15 protein-coding genes are annotated in these 16363 nt (G+C 64.9%); 7 read left to right on the forward strand and 8 right to left on the reverse strand.

The genetic code is table 11. From position 1 onward, the window contains the following. The first annotated feature begins 81 nt into the window (after positions 1 to 81). Positions 82 to 1155, forward strand: a complete 1074-nt coding sequence (locus ACQR03_RS00245) for a tartrate dehydrogenase (protein ID WP_315754669.1) — start codon at positions 82 to 84, stop codon at positions 1153 to 1155. A 318-nt stretch (positions 1156 to 1473) separates the two neighbouring features. Here the strand turns inward: ACQR03_RS00245 and ACQR03_RS00250 are convergent, their stop codons facing one another. From ACQR03_RS00250 to ACQR03_RS00265, 4 genes are all read right to left on the reverse strand, one after another. Next, complete coding sequence (locus ACQR03_RS00250; protein ID WP_315759740.1) at positions 1474 to 2631, reverse strand: IS481 family transposase; 1158 nt, start codon at positions 2629 to 2631, stop codon at positions 1474 to 1476. 119 nt (positions 2632 to 2750) lie between these two features. After that, positions 2751 to 3662, reverse strand: a complete 912-nt coding sequence (locus tag ACQR03_RS00255) for an NAD(P)-dependent oxidoreductase (protein WP_315749149.1) — start codon at positions 3660 to 3662, stop codon at positions 2751 to 2753. Between the two features lie 218 nt (positions 3663 to 3880). Next, complete coding sequence (locus ACQR03_RS00260) at positions 3881 to 5131, reverse strand: Zn-dependent hydrolase (protein ID WP_434841572.1); 1251 nt, start codon at positions 5129 to 5131, stop codon at positions 3881 to 3883. Then, positions 5128 to 6090 (reverse strand): LysR family transcriptional regulator, encoded by a 963-nt coding sequence (locus ACQR03_RS00265; protein WP_315715785.1) that lies wholly within the window; start codon positions 6088 to 6090, stop codon positions 5128 to 5130. The genes ACQR03_RS00260 and ACQR03_RS00265 overlap by 4 nt, the downstream gene beginning before the upstream one ends. Positions 6091 to 6203: 113 nt before the next feature. Here ACQR03_RS00265 and ACQR03_RS00270 point away from each other — a divergent pair, with 113 nt between their 5' ends. From ACQR03_RS00270 to ACQR03_RS00295, 6 genes are all read left to right on the forward strand, one after another. Beyond that, the gene (locus tag ACQR03_RS00270) at positions 6204 to 7022 is read left to right on the forward strand and encodes a putative hydro-lyase (protein ID WP_315749151.1); all 819 of its coding nucleotides are present in this window, start codon (positions 6204 to 6206) and stop codon (positions 7020 to 7022) included. 81 nt (positions 7023 to 7103) lie between these two features. Next, positions 7104 to 8348: an ABC transporter substrate-binding protein gene (locus ACQR03_RS00275; RefSeq protein WP_315715787.1), complete on the forward strand. Its 1245-nt coding sequence runs from the start codon at positions 7104 to 7106 to the stop codon at positions 8346 to 8348. 150 nt (positions 8349 to 8498) lie between these two features. Then, positions 8499 to 9377 carry a branched-chain amino acid ABC transporter permease gene (locus tag ACQR03_RS00280; protein ID WP_315715789.1) on the forward strand — a complete coding sequence of 293 codons (879 nt, stop codon included), beginning with the start codon at positions 8499 to 8501 and terminating at the stop codon, positions 9375 to 9377. Then, positions 9377 to 10381 (forward strand): branched-chain amino acid ABC transporter permease, encoded by a 1005-nt coding sequence (locus ACQR03_RS00285; protein ID WP_315715790.1) that lies wholly within the window; start codon positions 9377 to 9379, stop codon positions 10379 to 10381. Before ACQR03_RS00280 ends, ACQR03_RS00285 begins: the two co-directional genes overlap by 1 nt. Continuing rightward, complete coding sequence (locus ACQR03_RS00290; RefSeq protein WP_316202273.1) at positions 10378 to 11109, forward strand: ABC transporter ATP-binding protein; 732 nt, start codon at positions 10378 to 10380, stop codon at positions 11107 to 11109. The genes ACQR03_RS00285 and ACQR03_RS00290 overlap by 4 nt, the downstream gene beginning before the upstream one ends. Next, the gene (locus ACQR03_RS00295; protein WP_316164359.1) at positions 11093 to 11797 is read left to right on the forward strand and encodes an ABC transporter ATP-binding protein; all 705 of its coding nucleotides are present in this window, start codon (positions 11093 to 11095) and stop codon (positions 11795 to 11797) included. Before ACQR03_RS00290 ends, ACQR03_RS00295 begins: the two co-directional genes overlap by 17 nt. A 242-nt stretch (positions 11798 to 12039) precedes the next feature. Here ACQR03_RS00295 and ACQR03_RS00300 read toward each other — a convergent pair whose 3' ends face one another. From ACQR03_RS00300 to ACQR03_RS00315, 4 genes are all read right to left on the reverse strand, one after another. After that, a complete protein-coding gene (locus tag ACQR03_RS00300; RefSeq protein ID WP_315749155.1) occupies positions 12040 to 12942 on the reverse strand; it encodes an ABC transporter permease in 903 nt (300 codons plus the stop codon). Between the two features lies 1 nt (position 12943). Then, positions 12944 to 13879: an ABC transporter permease gene (locus ACQR03_RS00305; RefSeq protein ID WP_315749156.1), complete on the reverse strand. Its 936-nt coding sequence runs from the start codon at positions 13877 to 13879 to the stop codon at positions 12944 to 12946. 95 nt (positions 13880 to 13974) lie between these two features. Continuing rightward, on the reverse strand, positions 13975 to 15264 hold the full coding sequence (locus ACQR03_RS00310; protein ID WP_315714958.1) for an ABC transporter substrate-binding protein: 1290 nt from the start codon (positions 15262 to 15264) through the stop codon (positions 13975 to 13977). A gap of 35 nt (positions 15265 to 15299) precedes the next feature. Then, complete coding sequence (locus tag ACQR03_RS00315) at positions 15300 to 16334, reverse strand: ABC transporter ATP-binding protein (RefSeq protein WP_315826484.1); 1035 nt, start codon at positions 16332 to 16334, stop codon at positions 15300 to 15302. Positions 16335 to 16363: the final 29 nt, after the last annotated feature.

Raw genomic sequence — 16363 nt, forward strand, 5'->3', positions numbered from 1 at the left:
GCGCTTCCCGGCCGTTTGGTCCATTCAGGCGATCGACAAATCAGCCTGGACAACCGGCGCCAACACTCAAGGATCCGCTCGATGAGCAAGAAGCCCTATCGCATCGCAGTCATTCCCGGCGACGGCATCGGCAAGGAGGTCATGCCCGAGGGCATTCGCGTGATCGAGGCCGCCGCCAAGAAGCATGGCGTCGCCGTGCAGTTCGACCATTTCGACTTCTCGAGCTACGACTACTACGAGAAGCACGGCCAAATGATGCCGGACGATTGGAAGGCGCAGATCGGCGGCCATGACGCGATCTATTTCGGCGCCGTCGGCTGGCCGGCCAAGATCGCGGACCACGTCTCGCTGTGGGGCTCGCTGATCAAGTTCCGCCGCGAGTTCGATCAGTACGTGAATCTCAGGCCCGTGCGGCTGATGCCCGGCGTGCCGTCGCCGCTGGCGGGCCGCAAGCCCGGCGATATCGATTTCTGGGTGGTGCGCGAGAACACCGAGGGCGAGTATTCCTCGGTCGGCGGCCGCATGTTTCCGGACACCGACCGCGAGTTCGTGACGCAGCAGACGGTGATGACCCGCACCGGCGTCGACCGCATCCTGAAGTTCGCCTTCGAGCTGGCACAGTCCAGGCCGAAGAAGCATCTGACCTCGGCGACCAAGTCCAACGGCATCTCGATCACGATGCCGTATTGGGACGAGCGCGTCGAGGCGATGGCGAAGAACTATCCGGGCGTGAAGTGGGACAAGTACCACATCGACATCCTCACCGCGAACTTCGTGCTGCACCCGGACTGGTTCGACGTCGTCGTCGGCTCCAACCTGTTCGGCGACATCCTGTCCGATCTCGGCCCGGCCTGCACCGGCACCATCGGCATCGCGCCGTCGGGCAACATCAACCCGGAGCGCCATTTCCCGTCGGTGTTCGAGCCGGTGCACGGCTCGGCGCCCGATATCGCGGGGCAGGGGATCGCCAATCCGATCGGCATGATCTGGTCGGGCGCGATGATGCTGGAGCATCTCGGCGAAAAGACCGCGGCGCAGTCGATCGTCGGCGCGATCGAGCGTACGCTCGCCGAGCGCACCTTGCGCACGCGCGATCTCGGCGGCAATGCCGATACGGTGGCGTGCGGCAAGGCGGTCGCGGAGATGGTGGACTAGGAACAGCTATTGTTGTCGCCCCCGGCGAACGCCGGGTTGCATAGCCACGGTTCGTAGGGCGGGTTAGCGGAGCGTAACCCGCCTTACTCATCGTTGCTGGACGACGGCGGATTACGCTGCGCTAATCCGCCCTACGCGATTGCCACCGTCCGCTCTCGATCAATCACGCGGTATGATCCCGGCATTCGCCGGGACGACAGTGGTAGTTTAGGCGACAGCTCGACCAACAACGTCATTGCGAGGAGCGCAGCGACGAAGCAATCAGGGTCGCCGCGGGACTCTGGATTGCTTCGCTGCTGTTCAGCCCGGAGACATAGCTTACACCTGTTCGGGGACATAGTTGACAGTTTTGGGGTCGCGCAGATCAATCGCTGCGATCTGATGTGCGGCAAAGAAAATTCCGAACTTTCCGTCGGCACTGAGTGGCCGGATAGCCAGCCGCTCACCTCGGAAGGCTTGCGGGACTTTCCAGAGCCGCCCCTCGAAACTGACGTAGGCCTTCGTGCTCGACACGGAACGGATGCTCTCACCCTCGTCGTATTCGACGATCGGAAGCCGGTCTGGCATCGCACGTTGGCTCGGTTGATAGCGGCTTGCCGGCACGTCGAAGTTCAAGGCCTCGTGCGGCCGGTCGAGATTGTAGACGGAGCGCCATCCGTCGAGTGCCCGCTGGACATCGGGAAGATCACGGTAGCGCCTGAAGGCAAACACCTCGGCCTTCAGACTACGGTGGAAGCGTTCGTTCTTGCCGCGGCTCTGAGGATGGTAGGGCCGGCTGTGGATCGTTCGAACGCCGAGCTTCAGAAGCCAGACCGTCAACGCGGTCCAGGGGTCTTCGAGGGTAAATCCCCAGGGGCCACCATTGTCGACGAACATCGCATCCGGCAGTCCATAACGGCGGAACGTCGTCTCCAAATGTCCTTTGACCGTAGAGCCGCGCTCGTTGTCACAAGCCGCCAGGCACAACGAGAAGCGGGAGTGATCGTCCAACGCTGTCAGCGGATGACAGGACACACCGTTCTCCAGCGCACTGTGCCCCTTGAAGTCCATCTGCCACAGCTGATTGGGCGCATCCTTCTCGAACCGCGTGTAGGGCTGTCCGGGCGTGCCTGCAGGCTCGACCACTCGATCGTAGCGGCGCAGGATGGTGTGCACGGTGGATATCGCCGGGACAGCTTGACCATCACGCTCAAGACACCGTGCGAGCTTGCGCGCGCCCCAGGCCGGGTGAGCATCGCGCAATGCGACAATCTGCTGCTCGGTCGCAGCCGCGGTGCGCTCCGGACTTCGATGAGGCCGCCGCGACCGATCCGCCAGCGCCGTGTCCCCAGCGTCATGCCGCTGGATCCATTTGTAGCCCGTCTGAGGGCTGATGCCGAACCGCCGACACAGCTCCCGCCGGTTCGCCCCTTCCTGCTTGGCAAGCATCACAAACTCTCGTCGCTGGTCCATGACAGACACCTCTCGCCACGGCATCGCTCGCCCCTCTGCTTGACGAATCGAGCCGATTTTGAAGTGTCAACCATCTCCCCGAACACCCGTCAGCTATGTCCCCGGGCTGAACACTGCGCTCGCAATGACGGAGGAGAGAGCGTTTACTCTGTCGCCACCCGCCGGCAGTGCTCCCACGCGGCGTGGATCAGGTTTTCGCTCGCCTCCGGGGTGCGGAAGGCCGAGTGCGCGGACAGCGTCACGTTCGGGATCGTGGTCAGCACGTGACCGGCGGGCAGCGGCTCGGTGTTGAAGACGTCGAGGCCGGCGTGGCGGATGTGGCCGGAACGCAGGGCGTCGATCATCGCGGCCTCGTCGATGATGGCGGCGCGGGCGGTGTTCACGAAGATCACGCCCTTGCGCATCTGCGCGATGCGCTCGCGCGACAGGAAGCCGCGGGTCTCGTCGTTGAGCAGGAGGTGCAGCGAGACGACATGGCTCTGCTGCAGCAGCGTGTCGAGGTTGACGAAGTCGACGCCCGGATGGCTCTTCGGCGAGCGGTTCCAGGCGATCACCTTCATGCCGCTGCCCGACGCGATGCGCGCGACCTCGGCGGCGATGCCGCCGAAGCCGATCAGGCCGAGCGTCTTGCCGGTCAGCTGCATGCCGTCGTCGCGCAGCCAGTTGCCGGCGCGCATCTCGCGGTCCATCTGCGCGATGCCGCGCGCCGAGGCCCACATCAGCGCAATGGCGGCTTCGGCAACCGCCGTGTCGCCATAGCCCTTGATCAAATGCACGGTGATGCCGAGCTGGCTAAGCTCCTCGGGGTTCATGTAGCTGCGCGCGCCGGTGCCGAGAAAGACGACGTGCTTGAGGCCCTTGCACTGCTTCGCGACCTCGGTGGGCAGGGCGGTGTGATCGACCACGCCGATCTCGGCGCCGTCGAGGATCGCCGGCCAGTCCTCCGGCTTGATGTCGGGGTTGAGATGCACGCGCATCTCGGGATCGCCCGATTTGCGCTGCCGCTCGAAGATCTCGGCCAGCGAGTCGTTGGCGTCGATGAATACTCCGCGCACGGATACCTCCTAGTTGTCCTGCCTGGCTAGTGCGGCAACAGAGGCGAACTCCCTCCCCCCTTGTGGGGGAGGGTTGGGGAGGGGGTAGCCCCGGGCGACACCGCCGTTGTGGACCCCCACCCCCGACCCCTCCCCGCAAGGGGGAGGGGAGCCCAGCGTGCCCGCGCTATTCAGGCTTGTGATTGATCATTGATATTGGAGTAGATTGAAGCAGTAGATCACGACGCCACGCCCGCCAGCGACAGGACGGTGTGCAGCAGGACATTCGCGCCGGCGGCGCAGTCGGATTGCGTCGCGTCCTCGAGCTCGTTGTGGCTGATGCCGTCCTTGCAGGGCACGAACACCATGGCGGCCGGCATGATCGTGTTCAGATTGCAGGCGTCGTGGCCCGCTCCCGACGTGATGCGCCGGTGCGAATAGCCGAGCGTGCCGGCGGCGCGCTCGACGGCATCGACCAGCTTCGGATCGAAATGCGTCGGCGGCTTGCGCCAGACCTGGTCGATCGCGATCTCGACGCGGCGCTTCTTCGCAATTTCACCCGCGGCCGCGCGCAGGCTGGCATCGAGTGCGTCCAGCGTATCGGCATTGGCGCTGCGGCAATCGATGGTGAAGGCGATCTCGCCGGGGATCACGTTGCGCGAGGGATTGGCGATGACGGCCTCGCCGATGGTCGCGACCGCGTTCGGCCCGAGCTTGATCGCGATCTGCTCCAGGGTCAGCGCAAACTCCGACAGCGTCAGCAGCGCGTCGCGGCGCAGCGGCATCGGCGTCGAGCCGGCATGGCTCTCGAAGCCCGTGACCTTGCCGTCGTACCAGAACACGCCCTGGCCGTGGTCGACCACGCCGATGGTCTTGTTCTCGGCCTCCAGGATCGGACCCTGCTCGATGTGCAGCTCGACGAAACCGGAGAATTTCTGCGTGCCGACGGCCGTCGCGCCGCGATAGCCGATCTCGTCCAGCGCCGCGCCCACGGTCATGCCTGCGGCATCTGTCCGCGACAAAATGTCCTCGACCGTGAAGTCGCCGACATAGGCGGCCGAGGCCATCATGGCCGGCGCGAAGCGCGAGCCTTCCTCATTGGTCCAGTTGACGATGCACAGCGGCGCGTCGGTCTCGATGCCGGCGTCGTTGAGGGTGCGGATCACCTCCAGCGCGCCGAGCGTGCCCAGAATGCCGTCGAACTTGCCGCCCGTGGGCTGGGTGTCGAGATGCGAGCCGAGCCCGACCGGCGGCTTCGCCATGTCGCGCCCCTTGCGAAGTGCAAACATCGAGCCGAGCGTGTCGACGCGCACGTCGAGCCCGGCATCCTCGCAGGCTTTCCGGAACCAGTCGCGGACCTGCTTGTCCTCCTGGCTCAGGGTCAGCCGCCGCACGCCGCCCTTCGGCGTGGCGCCGAACCTGGCGGTCTCGTGGATGCTGTCCCAGAGGCGGGCGGAATCGATCTGCAGATTGGTGACGGCGCGGCTCATGCTTGAATTCCCTGTACTCCGGCATCCTGTCCATCGCGCGCCGCGACGAGCCCGTCAACCGATGCAGAGGGATGGCTGGCCGTCTGCGCCGTCCGGACTGCGAGCTCGGCGACGCGCTCGATCGCGATCATCTCGGGCGACGACAGCCAGCTCGCGGTGAAGGTCAGCGGTGGAATCCTCAGGTCCGTCTTCAACTCCTGCAGGCGGCCGCTCTCGATCTCGTTGGCGACGATCGCGGCCGGAATGACGGCGACGCCGAGCCCCTCGACCGCCATGTGGATCACGGTCGCCAGCGAGGCGCTGGCGTGCAGCCGCATCGGCGGCAGATGCGGGCGGTTGAACAGCGAACGCACATTGTCATAGGGCTGGGTGTTGCGCGGAAAGGTGATGATCGGAAACCGCGCCATCTGCTCGGCGGTGACCACGCCCGTGCCGAAGCCGAGGGCAGGGCTGGCGAGGAAGCTGATCGGATAGTCGCACAGCACGCGGCTGCGGATGCCGGACTCGGAGGGCGCGCCCAGCGCGAAGGCGAGCTCGATCTCCTGCGCCAGCAGCCGCGCGTGCAGATGGGGCGTGACGTCGACCTCGATCTCCAGCGACAGATTCGGATAGCTCTCGTTGACGCTCTTGATCAGCCGCGGCAGCCAGTCGTGCACGATGGTCTCGGCGACGCCGAGCCGGAGCACGCCGCGCATCGCCGAGCGGTCGCCGACCTCGGCCAGCATCTCCGCGCGCAGGCCGATCAGCTTCTCGGCATAGACCAGCATCTGCCGGCCGCTCGCGGTCGGGGACGCCACGCGATGATCGCGGTTGAGCAGCTTGACGCCGAGCTCGCGCTCGAGCTGGGCGATGCGCTGGGAGATGGCGGGCTGGGTCGTATTGAGGCGCTGCGCCGCGCCGCGGAAGCTGCCAAGCTTCACGACCCAGAGGAAGGTCTCGATGGAACGGAAATCCAGCATCGCGCCCCGCTCGGATCAATTCGTCTTATCGATCCTGATTAAAAACGAAGATTAGACTTTATAGCATGGCTGATGTTCAGTGAGTTTGTCGAGATATTAGGCAAGTGGCACAAATGACTGTTTCTGCGGCAGTGCAGCAATCAGCCGGCGAGACGGATCTTCTCCCGAGCCATCGGGCCCGCCTGGACTATCGCGCGGGCAGGGGCTGGAGCACGGCGGGCGTCGCCAACGGCTTCGTCCAGGGCAATCTGGCTGTTATCCCCGAGCAGTACGCCGGCGCCTTCCACCGCTTCTGCCAGCTCAACCCGAAGCCGTGCCCGATCATCGGCATGTCCGATCCGGGCAATCCTTTCATTCCGGCGCTCGGCGCCGATCTCGACATCCGCACCGACGTGCCGCGCTATCGCGTCTGGCGCGATGGCGAGATGGTCGAGGAGCCGACCGATCTCATGGCGCATTGGCGCGACGACCTCGTCGCCTTCGTGCTCGGCTGCTCGTTTTCCTTCGAGGAGGCGCTGATGGCCGACGGCCTGCCGATCCGCCACATCGAGCAGGGCTGCCGCGTGCCGATGTATCGCACCAACATCGCCTGCACGCCGTCGGGGCCGTTCGCGGGGCCGATGGTGGTGTCGATGCGTCCGTTCAAGCCGGCGCAGGCGATCCGCGCGGTGCAGATCACGACGCGCTTTCCCGCCGTGCACGGCGCGCCGGTGCATCTCGGCCATCCCGACCAGATCGGCATCGCCGACATCAGCAAGCCGGACTACGGTGACCCGGTGCCGGTTGGCGCCGACGAAATTCCTGTCTTCTGGGCCTGCGGGGTGACGCCGCAGGCGGTCATCGCTGCGGCCAGGCTGCCCTTCGCCATCACCCACGCACCGGGCCTGATGCTGATCACCGATCTCAGGAACAAGGATCTCGCCGTCCTCTAATCAGGCAGCCATGCTGCTCATTGAGCCTTTACCGTCGACCTCAACCGCTTCATCGATGCGCTTTCATCAGAGGATCTTGCCATGACCATCACGCGCCGAAACGTCCTGCTTGGAGCCACCGCCGCCGCTGCGCTCGGTCCGATCGCCGCCCGCGCCCAGACGTCGGAAGTGAAGATCGGCGTCATCTATCCGTTCTCCGGCGCCAGCGCCCAGATCGGCGTCGACGCGCAGCGGGCGTTCGAGACGGCGGCCGAGATCATCAACGGCAAGTTCGACTACGACCTGCCGCTGGCCCGTACCGAGGGTCTGCCGGGCCTCGGCGGCGCCAAGATCAAGCTGGTGTTCGCCGATCACCAGGCCGACCCGCAGAAGGGCCGCGCGGAGGCCGAGCGCCTGATCACCCAGGAGAAGGTCGCAGCCGTCATCGGCTCCTATCAGAGCGCCGTCGCGGTGACGGCGAGCCAGATCTGCGAGCGTTACCAGATTCCGTATCTGTCGGCCGACAATTCCTCGCCGAGCCTGCATCGCCGCGGCCTGAAGTATTATTTCCGCGCCGCCCCGCATGACGAGATGTTCTCGCAGGCGATGTTCGACTTCTTCGACGCGATGAAGAAGAAGGGCACCAAGATCGACACGCTGGCCCTGTTCCACGAGGACACCATCTTCGGCACCGATTCGAGCAATGCTCAGCTCAAGCTCGCCAACGAGCGCGGCTACAAGATCGTCGCCGACATCAAGTACCGCGCCAACTCGCCGTCGCTGTCGGCCGAGGTGCAGCAGCTCAAGGCCGCCAATGCCGACGTGCTGATGCCGTCGAGCTACACCACCGACGGCATCCTGCTGGTCAAGACCATGGCCGAGCTCGGCTACAAGCCGAATGCGATCGTGGCGCAGGACGCCGGCTTCTCCGAGAAGGCGCTTTATGACGCGGTCGGCGACAAGCTCGAAGGCGTGATCTCGCGCGGCTCGTTCTCGCTCGACCTCGCCGCCAAGCGGCCGATGGTCGGCAAGATCAACGACATGTTCAAGGCCAAGTCGGGCAAGGACTTCAACGACTACTCGTCGCGCCAGTTCATGGGCCTGATCGTGATGGCCGACGCCATCAACCGCGCCAAGTCCACCGACGGCGAGAAGATCCGCGACGCGCTGGCCGCGACCGACATGCCAGGCGAGCAGACCATCATGCCGTGGAAGCGGGTGAAGTTCGACGAGAACGGCCAGAACAACGACGCCGATCCGGTGCTGCTGCAATATGTCGGCGGCAAGTTCGTCACCATCTTCCCGACCCAGGCCGCGGTGGCCCAAGCCACCTGGCCGATGAAGTAACGAACTCCCGCCCGAAGTGGCGGGGGAGACCATGGCGGAGCATCTGTCGTGCTCCGTCATTGCGAGGAGCGTAGCGACGAAGCAATCCAGGGGCCGCAAAGAAGGTCTGGATTGCTTCGCTTCGCTCGCAATGACGGGGGAGCAAGTGAAGTGACAGCAGAAACAATCATCCAAAGTCTCGCCAGCGGCCTGTTGATGGGCCTGCTCTACGGGCTGATCGCCGTCGGCCTGGCGCTCATCTTCGGCCTGATGGACGTCGTGAACTTCGCCCACGGCGAGTTCCTGATGATCGCGATGTACGCGACCTTCTTCCTGTTCGCCTATTTCGCGCTCGATCCGCTGCTGTCGGCGCCGATCGTCGCCGCTGCTCTCTTCGTGTTCGGCGCGGTGGTCTATCTTCTGATTGTCAGATTTGCGGTCAGGGCGAAGGCCAATACCGGCATGGTGCAGATCTTCTCCACTTTCGGTCTCGCCGTGCTGATGCGCGGTGTCGCGCAGTACTTCTTCACCCCTGACTATCGCAGCATTCCGCACTCCTGGCTGGGCGGCAAGACGATCTCGATCGCCGGCATCTATCTGCCGCAGCCGCAGCTGGTCGGTGCCCTCATTGCGATCGCCGCCTTCGCCGGCCTGTACTTCTTCATCCACCGCACCGATTTCGGCCGCGCGCTGGAGGCGACGCGTGAGGATGCCGGCGCGGTGGCGCTGGTCGGCATCGACAAGAACAAGGTGTTCGCACTCGGCTGGGGCCTTGGTGCGGCGCTGGTCGGCCTTGCCGGTGCGGTCATGGCGATCTTCTTTTATGTCTTTCCCGACGTCGGCGCGTCGTTTGCGACCATCGCCTATGTGACGGTGGCGCTCGGCGGCTTCGGCAGCGTATTCGGCGCCTTTGCCGGCGGCATCGTGGTGGGCCTCGTCGAGGCCATCACCACGCTGATCCTGCCGCCGTCGCTGAAGACTGTCGGAATCTACGGGGTCTATCTCCTCGTCGTCTTCATCCGCCCGCGCGGCCTGTTCGGATCGATCTGATGGACAAGGCATTCATCCAACGCCGTCGGCGCGACCTCGTCCTCGCCGCCTTCCTTGCGGCCATCGCCGCCGTCGTGCCGTTCTTCGTCAAGGACGTCTACGTCCAGAACATCATGGTGCTCACCCTGATGTACGCGGCGCTGTCGCAGAGCTGGAACATCCTGTCCGGCTATTGCGGCCAGATCTCGCTCGGGCACGCGCTGTATTTCGGGCTCGGGGCCTACACCACCGCAATTCTGTTTACCAAGTTCGGCGTGCTGCCGTGGTTCGGCATGCTCGCCGGCGGTCTGATCTCGGCGCTGATCGCCATGGCGCTCGGCTATCCCTGCTTCCGGCTCGGCGGCCATTACTTCGTCATCGCAACCATCGTCATCGCCGAGATCACGCTGCTCTTATTCCAGAACTGGGATTGGGCGGGGGCGGCACTCGGCATCGACATTCCGGTGCGGCGTGACTCCTGGCTGACCTTCCAGTTCACCCGCTCCAAGCTGCCGTACTTCTACTTTGCACTCGTGCTCGCCTGCGTCGCCTGGTTCGTGACCTGGTGGCTGGAGGATTCGAAGTGGGGCTATTGGTGGCGCGCGGTGAAGGACAACCCGGTCGCCGCCGAGAGCCTCGGCGTCGACGTGTTCAACTCCAAGATGGGCGCGGCGGCCGTCTCGGCCTTCCTGGTCGCGATCGGCGGCAGCTTCTATGCGCAGTTCGTGTCCTACATCGATCCTGAAAGCGTGATGGGATTCCAGTTCTCGCTCTTGATGGCGCTCCCGGCCGTGCTCGGCGGCATCGGCACGCTGTGGGGACCGATGCTGGGCGCGGTTATCCTGATCCCGCTGACCGAGTTGACCCGCTCCTTCATCGGCGGCTCCGGCCGCGGCGTCGACCTGATCGTGTATGGCGGCCTGATCGTTGCGATCTCGCTGGCGCGGCCGCAGGGTCTGGTCAGCCTGTTCTCCCGCAAGCCGAAGCCGGCCGTTCAGCCGGCGAGAGAGGCGGTGGCATCATGACCGCGCTGCTGGAAACCCGCAACATCACCCAGCGCTTCTCGGGCCTGACCGCGAACTCCGACGTCTCGATCTCGGTCGGGCGCGGCGAGATCGTTGGCCTGATCGGGCCGAACGGCGCCGGAAAGTCGACCTTGTTCAATCTGATCGCCGGTGCGTTCAAGCCGACCGAAGGCGCCATCATCTTCAACGGCGAGGACGTCACCGCGCTGCCGGCCGCCGAGCGCTGCCAGCGCGGCATCGGCCGCACCTTCCAGGTGGTGAAAAGCTTCGAAAGCATGACGGTGATCGAGAACGTCATCGTCGGCGCGCTCGTCCGCACCACCAACATGCGCGAGGCGCGGCGGAAGGCGCATGAGGTCTTGGAGTTCTGTGGCCTCGGCGCCCGCGCCGATGTGCTCGCCAGCGATCTCGTGCCTTCGGAGAAGCGGCGCCTGGAAGTGGCGCGTGCGCTCGCCACTGAGCCGAAGCTGCTGCTGCTCGACGAGGTCCTGACCGGCCTGACGCCGGTCGAGTCACAGAAGGGCGTCGAGCTCGTGCGCCGCGTGCGCGACACCGGCATCACGGTGCTGATGGTCGAGCATGTCATGGAGATCGTGATGCCGCTGGTCGATCGCGCCATCGTGCTCGATCTCGGCAAGGTGCTGATCGAAGGCAAGCCCACGGACGTCGTCCGCGATCCCAAAGTCATTTCCGCCTATCTCGGAGACCGCCATGCTGTCGGTGCGTGACATCACCACCGCCTATCAGGGCCTGGTTGCGATCTCGAATATCTCGATCGATGTCGAGAAGGGCGAGATCGTCTGCGTCGCCGGCGCCAATGGCGCGGGCAAGTCGACCTTGTTGAAGTCGATCGCCGGGGCCGAGCGGCCGCGTGCGGGCAGCATCACCTTCGACGGCAGCCGCATCGACGGCATGGCGCAGCACCTGATCACGGCCAGGGGCATCGCCTATGTGCCGGAGAACCGCCGGCTGTTCCCGCGGCTCTCGGTGCGCGACAATCTGCGGCTCGGCAGCTATCTCTATCGCGGCGAGGCCAACCGCGAGGAGCCGCTCGACTTCGTATTCACACTGTTTCCGCGGCTGTCCGAGCGGCTCGAGCAGCGCGCCGAGACCTTGTCCGGCGGCGAGCAGCAGATGCTGGCGATCGGCCGCGCTCTGATGACCCGGCCGCGGCTTCTGATGCTCGACGAGCCGTCGCAGGGCATCATGCCGAAGCTGGTCGACGAGATCTTCCAGGCCGTCAAGCGCATCCGCGACGCCGGCATGACCGTGCTGATCGTCGAGCAACGCATGGCCGAATGCCTGGAGATCGCCGACCGCGCCTACATCCTCCAGACCGGCCGCGTGCTGATGCAGGGCACGGCAGCGGAGATCAGCGGCAACAAGGATGTGCGGAAGGCGTATTTGGGGCTGTGAGGCGATATGTTCAATTGCCTGCTCTGCGTCGTTGTGTTCGCGGCGCGTAGCGAAGCCATCTAGAGTCCCGTCCGAGGCCCCTGGATCGCGTCGCTGCGCTCGCGATGACAGCGTTCGTGGAAGGCGCGGTGTCCGCCACAACCGTCATTGCGAGCGCAGCGAAGCAATCCAGGGGCCAAGGCAAAGTTCTCTTTGGCTAAGATGTCGAGCAACAGCGGCGACTGTTCGGTCAGCCGCCGCGGCTACACCATCCCCTTGCCGGCGTCGGACCCCTGGCGGCGCTGCCGCGCCTGCAGCATCAGGATCACCGACAGCGCGGCGAAGATCACGACGAAGGACACCGCCGATGTCAGCGTGCCCAGCGCGTAGATGTCAGGCTTGGTGACGGTCGTCGTCAGGCCCTGCAATTCCAGCGGAAGCGTATTCACCGAGCCGATCGCCTGGCTGGAGCGGGCGAGTTCGTCCCAGGACAGGGTGAAGCCGAACAGGCCGATGCCGACCACGGATGGCAGGATGATCGGCAGCACGACGTGGCGGAAGGTCTGCCAGGGCGTGGCGCCGAGGTCGCGTGCGGCTTCCTCCAGCCGGCCGTCGAAGCGGTTGAAGATCGCGAACATGATCAGGAGTCCGAACGGCAAGGTCCAGGTCAGATGCGCGCCGAGGCCCGAGGTGAACAGGCCCATCGCAGTGGTGTAGCCGTCTGCGAGCCAGCCGAGCCCGACATCGGCGCCGTGCTTGTTGATGAAGTCGTCGATCAGCCGGAACTCCAGCGCGATGCCGAGCGAGGTGATGATCGAGGGCATGATCAGGCTGGCGATCGCGGTGTAGAACAGGATCGAGGCGCCACGGAACGGCTTGCGGAACGCCATGCCGGCGGCGACCGAGAGCACGACGGTGATCACCATCACCACGAGGCCGAGCGCCAGCGAGCGCTTGAAGGCGGCACCGATGTCGACGATGCCTCCGCCGGAGAACACCTTGCCGAACCAGGTCAGCGACACCCCGTTCATTGGAAACGTCAGGCCGCCGTCCGGTCCCTGGAACGACAGGATGTAGATCGCGATCATCGGCCCGTACAGGAACAGCACATAGGCTGCGAAGAAGGCCGCAAGGATGTAGAAGGAGCGGGGGCGCTTGTCTCCCATCTCAGAGCTCCTTGCGCACGTCGACGATCCGCGTCAGCGCGGAGATGATGATGATGGTGATGCCGAGCAGGATCACGGCATTGGCCGCGGCGGCCGGGAATTGCAGTGCCGACAGCCGGGACTCGATGATCTTGCCGGCGGAGGCGATCTGCTGGCCGCCCATCACGCCGACGGTGACGAAGTCGCCCATCACGATGGTGATGACAAAGATCGAGCCGATCACGATGCCGGGCTTCGACAGCGGAATGACGATGTTGACCAGTGTCTGCCAGCCCGATGCGCCGGCATCATAGGCGGCCTCGATCAGGCGCTTGTCGATGCGGATCATCGAATTGAAGATCGGCACCACCATGAAGAACGTGAACAGGTGCACCAGCGCCAGCACCACCGAAAATTCGGAGAACAGCAGCCATTCGATCGGCTTGTTGACGATGCCCACACCTTGCAGGCCCTGATTGACGAGGCCGTTGCGTCCCAGCAGCGGGATCCAGGCGATCATCCGGATCACGTTGGAGGTCCAGAACGGGATCGTGCACAACAGCGACAGCACGATCTGCCAGGTCTTGCTGCGAACGTGGAAGGCGAGGAAATAGGCGACCCAGAAGCCGATCATCAACGTCAGGCCCCAGGTCAGCAGGCACAGCTTCAGCGTCTTCAGATAGGTCTTCAGGATCGTGCACAGTTCGGGCAGGTTGGCGACGCAGCCTTCGAAGGTGTCGGTATAGCCGCGGAAGCTGAACGCCGGGATCATCTCATATTCGTTGTAGTCCCAGGCGCTGACGACGACGACGAGCACCAGCGGCAACAGGAAGAACAGCGCGAATACCAGCATCATCGGGCCGGCCTGCAGCCACGCGATCGAGCGCTGGGTCAGCTTGCGGAAGGTGCTCTCCGCGGGCGCTACGGTGTCGGGCGAATTGTCGATCGTCACGGCCACGTGGGAAACCTGTCGTCCGGTGCGGATGTTTCGAAACGTCTGAGACGAGCTGCCGCGCCCACGACGTCGCGGGCGCGGCAGCAATGGCGGTCACATCAGGCGGCGATGAACTCGTTCCACTTGCGGACCATGTAGTCGTTCTCGTCCATGACGGCGTTCCAGCAGACGACGTTGCCCATGCGGTCCTCGTAGGAGCCGCCGTCGCGCACGGCGCCGGCCTTCTCCATCAGGGTGCCGTCGGGGGCCTTGATGTCGTTCTTCGCCGGCTTGCCTTCCATCCAGTAGCCCCACTCGTCCTCGGTCATGTTGGCCTTGGCGGTGGAGAGCACGGCCGAGTAGTAGCCCTGGCGGTTGAGATAGGCGCCGGCCCAGCCGGACAGATACCAGTTGACGAACTCATAGGCCCAGTCGAGCTTCGGGCTGCCGCCCACCGCCTTGGAGACGCAGAAGCCCGAGGCCCAGGAGCGATAGCCTTCCTTGAGCGGCTGGAACACGCAGGGGATGCCCATCGAGCGCACCTTGGTGACGGCCGGCGACCACATCGACTGGATCACGGTCTCACCCGAGGCCATCAGGTTGACGGACTCGTTGAAGTCCTTCCAGAACGCGCGGAACTGGCCGGCCTTCTTGGCCTCGGTCAGCACCTTCATCGTCAGGTCGATCTCGGCCTTGGTCATGTTGCCCTTGTCGGCATATTTGTATTGGCCGGTCGCCTCGACGACGAGGGCGGCATCCATGATGCCAATCGAGGGAATGTTGAGGATCGAGGCCTTGCCCTTGAATTCGGGGTTGAGCAGCTCGGCCCAGGAGTTGATCGGGCGCTTGATCAGGTCGGGGCGGATGCCGAGCGTGTCGGCGTTGTAGACGGTCGGGATCAGCGTGACCCATTCGGTCGGGGTTGCCGAGAAGGTCTTGGAGTTTGCGCCGTCGAGATAGAGCACCTTCCAGGGCGCGGTGCCCTGGCCGCCGATCTTCTTGCCGTTCGGCAGCTCGCCCTTGGTGAAGACGGGCGTGATGTTGTCGAATTCCTTGATCTTGCGCGCGTCGAGCGGGAAGATGTTGCCCGACGGCACCAGCTTCTTGAGCGAGAAATATTCGGTGTCGAGCACGTCGAAGGAGTTCGGCTGGGTGATGACGCGCTTGGTGACGTCGTCGGTCGTCGCCGTGATGTATTCGATCTTGATGCCGGTGTCGGCGAGGCACTTCTTGGAGATCTCGTCGCCCTCGTTCACGGCGGTGCCGAGATAGCGCAGCACCTTGGCGTCGGCGGCGTGGACGTAGGGCGCGCTGAGCAGCGTGCCGGAGCCGGCGAGACCGGCAACGCCCGCCGCGCCCTTGAGCAGCGAGCGGCGGCTGATGGATGTCGTCTTCGATCGATCAGTCATGATCATCTCCTTGGGAAAGAACGAGCAAACGAAAATCAGGTGACCAGCTCCGCAGCCGGAGCGGCTGCGGCAGGGCGGGGCGTCAGTGCGTCAGCGAAGGCCATGTTCCAGGTGACGACGACGCGCTCGCCGATGCTGTGGGTCTGTGCATCGAACTGATCGTCGCTGAGCTGCGCCGAGATCTCGGGGCCACCGTCGGTCGCGACCGCGACCAGCACATAGGTGCCCTGATATTCGATCTTGCTGATGGTGCCGGGCACCACCGGGCCGTCGATCGCCGCATTCGGCGCCTTGAGCTGGATGCGGTCGACGCGCACGGCGAAGGTCTCGCCGTTCAGCGGGATCACGTTGTGGCCGCCGATGAAGCGGGCGGCGAATTCGGTGCGCGGATGATTGAAGATGTCGCGCGGGCTGCCCTGCTGCTCGATGCGGCCGCCATTCATCAGCACCACGAGGTCGGACAGCGCCATGGCCTCGTCCTGGCCATGGGTGACGTGAACGAAGGTGAGCCCGAGCTCGCGCTGCAGTCGCTTCAGCTCGGCGCGCATGCGCAGGCGCAGGAACGGGTCGAGCGCCGACAGCGGCTCGTCGAGCAGCAGGATCTGCGGCGAGGTGATCAGCGCACGGGCCAGCGCCACGCGCTGCTGCTGGCCGCCGGAAAGCTGCGCCGGCAGGCGGCCAGCATAGCTCTGCATGTCCACCAGCTCGAGCAGCTCGCGTGCCTTGGCGTGGCGCTCGGGCTTGGACACGCCTTTCATCTTCAATGCAAACGCGACGTTGTCGATCACCGACAGATGCGGAAACAGCGCATAGGACTGGAACATCATCGCGGTGCCGCGTCCTGCGGGCGGCAGCTCGGTCACGTTCCTGGCGCCGACGATGATGTCGCCCGACGTCGCGGATTCGTGGCCGGCGATCATGCGCAGGGTGGAGGTCTTGCCGCAGCCGGACGGGCCGAGCAGACAGCAATAGGAGCCGGCGGGAATCCGCAGGTCGATTGCGTCGACGGCGGTGACGTGACCGTACATCTTCGTCACCTTCACCAGTTCCAAGCTCGCGCCCGCCGCCATCCGCCCTCCGTCGTCCTGTCCCGTGTCGG

Source organism: Bradyrhizobium sp. HKCCYLS3070, assembly GCF_051167575.1.
GTDB lineage: Bacteria > Pseudomonadota > Alphaproteobacteria > Rhizobiales > Xanthobacteraceae > Bradyrhizobium.

Bases quoted from the DNA above. Each gene is read 5' to 3' on its own strand.
- ACQR03_RS00260 (WP_434841572.1), bottom strand. From the start codon at position 5,131: ATGAGCCGCGCCGTCACCAATCTGCAGATCGATTCCGCCCGCCTCTGG.
- ACQR03_RS00270 (WP_315749151.1), top strand. From the start codon at position 6,204: ATGACTGTTTCTGCGGCAGTGCAGCAATCAGCCGGCGAGACGGATCTT.
- ACQR03_RS00310 (WP_315714958.1), bottom strand. From the start codon at position 15,264: ATGACTGATCGATCGAAGACGACATCCATCAGCCGCCGCTCGCTGCTC.
- ACQR03_RS00290 (WP_316202273.1), top strand. From the start codon at position 10,378: ATGACCGCGCTGCTGGAAACCCGCAACATCACCCAGCGCTTCTCGGGC.
- ACQR03_RS00265 (WP_315715785.1), bottom strand. From the start codon at position 6,090: ATGCTGGATTTCCGTTCCATCGAGACCTTCCTCTGGGTCGTGAAGCTT.
- ACQR03_RS00275 (WP_315715787.1), top strand. From the start codon at position 7,104: ATGACCATCACGCGCCGAAACGTCCTGCTTGGAGCCACCGCCGCCGCT.
- ACQR03_RS00245 (WP_315754669.1), top strand. From the start codon at position 82: ATGAGCAAGAAGCCCTATCGCATCGCAGTCATTCCCGGCGACGGCATC.
- ACQR03_RS00285 (WP_315715790.1), top strand. From the start codon at position 9,377: ATGGACAAGGCATTCATCCAACGCCGTCGGCGCGACCTCGTCCTCGCC.
- ACQR03_RS00300 (WP_315749155.1), bottom strand. From the start codon at position 12,942: ATGGGAGACAAGCGCCCCCGCTCCTTCTACATCCTTGCGGCCTTCTTC.
- ACQR03_RS00295 (WP_316164359.1), top strand. From the start codon at position 11,093: ATGCTGTCGGTGCGTGACATCACCACCGCCTATCAGGGCCTGGTTGCG.
- ACQR03_RS00250 (WP_315759740.1), bottom strand. From the start codon at position 2,631: ATGCCGTGGCGAGAGGTGTCTGTCATGGACCAGCGACGAGAGTTTGTG.
- ACQR03_RS00315 (WP_315826484.1), bottom strand. From the start codon at position 16,334: ATGGCGGCGGGCGCGAGCTTGGAACTGGTGAAGGTGACGAAGATGTAC.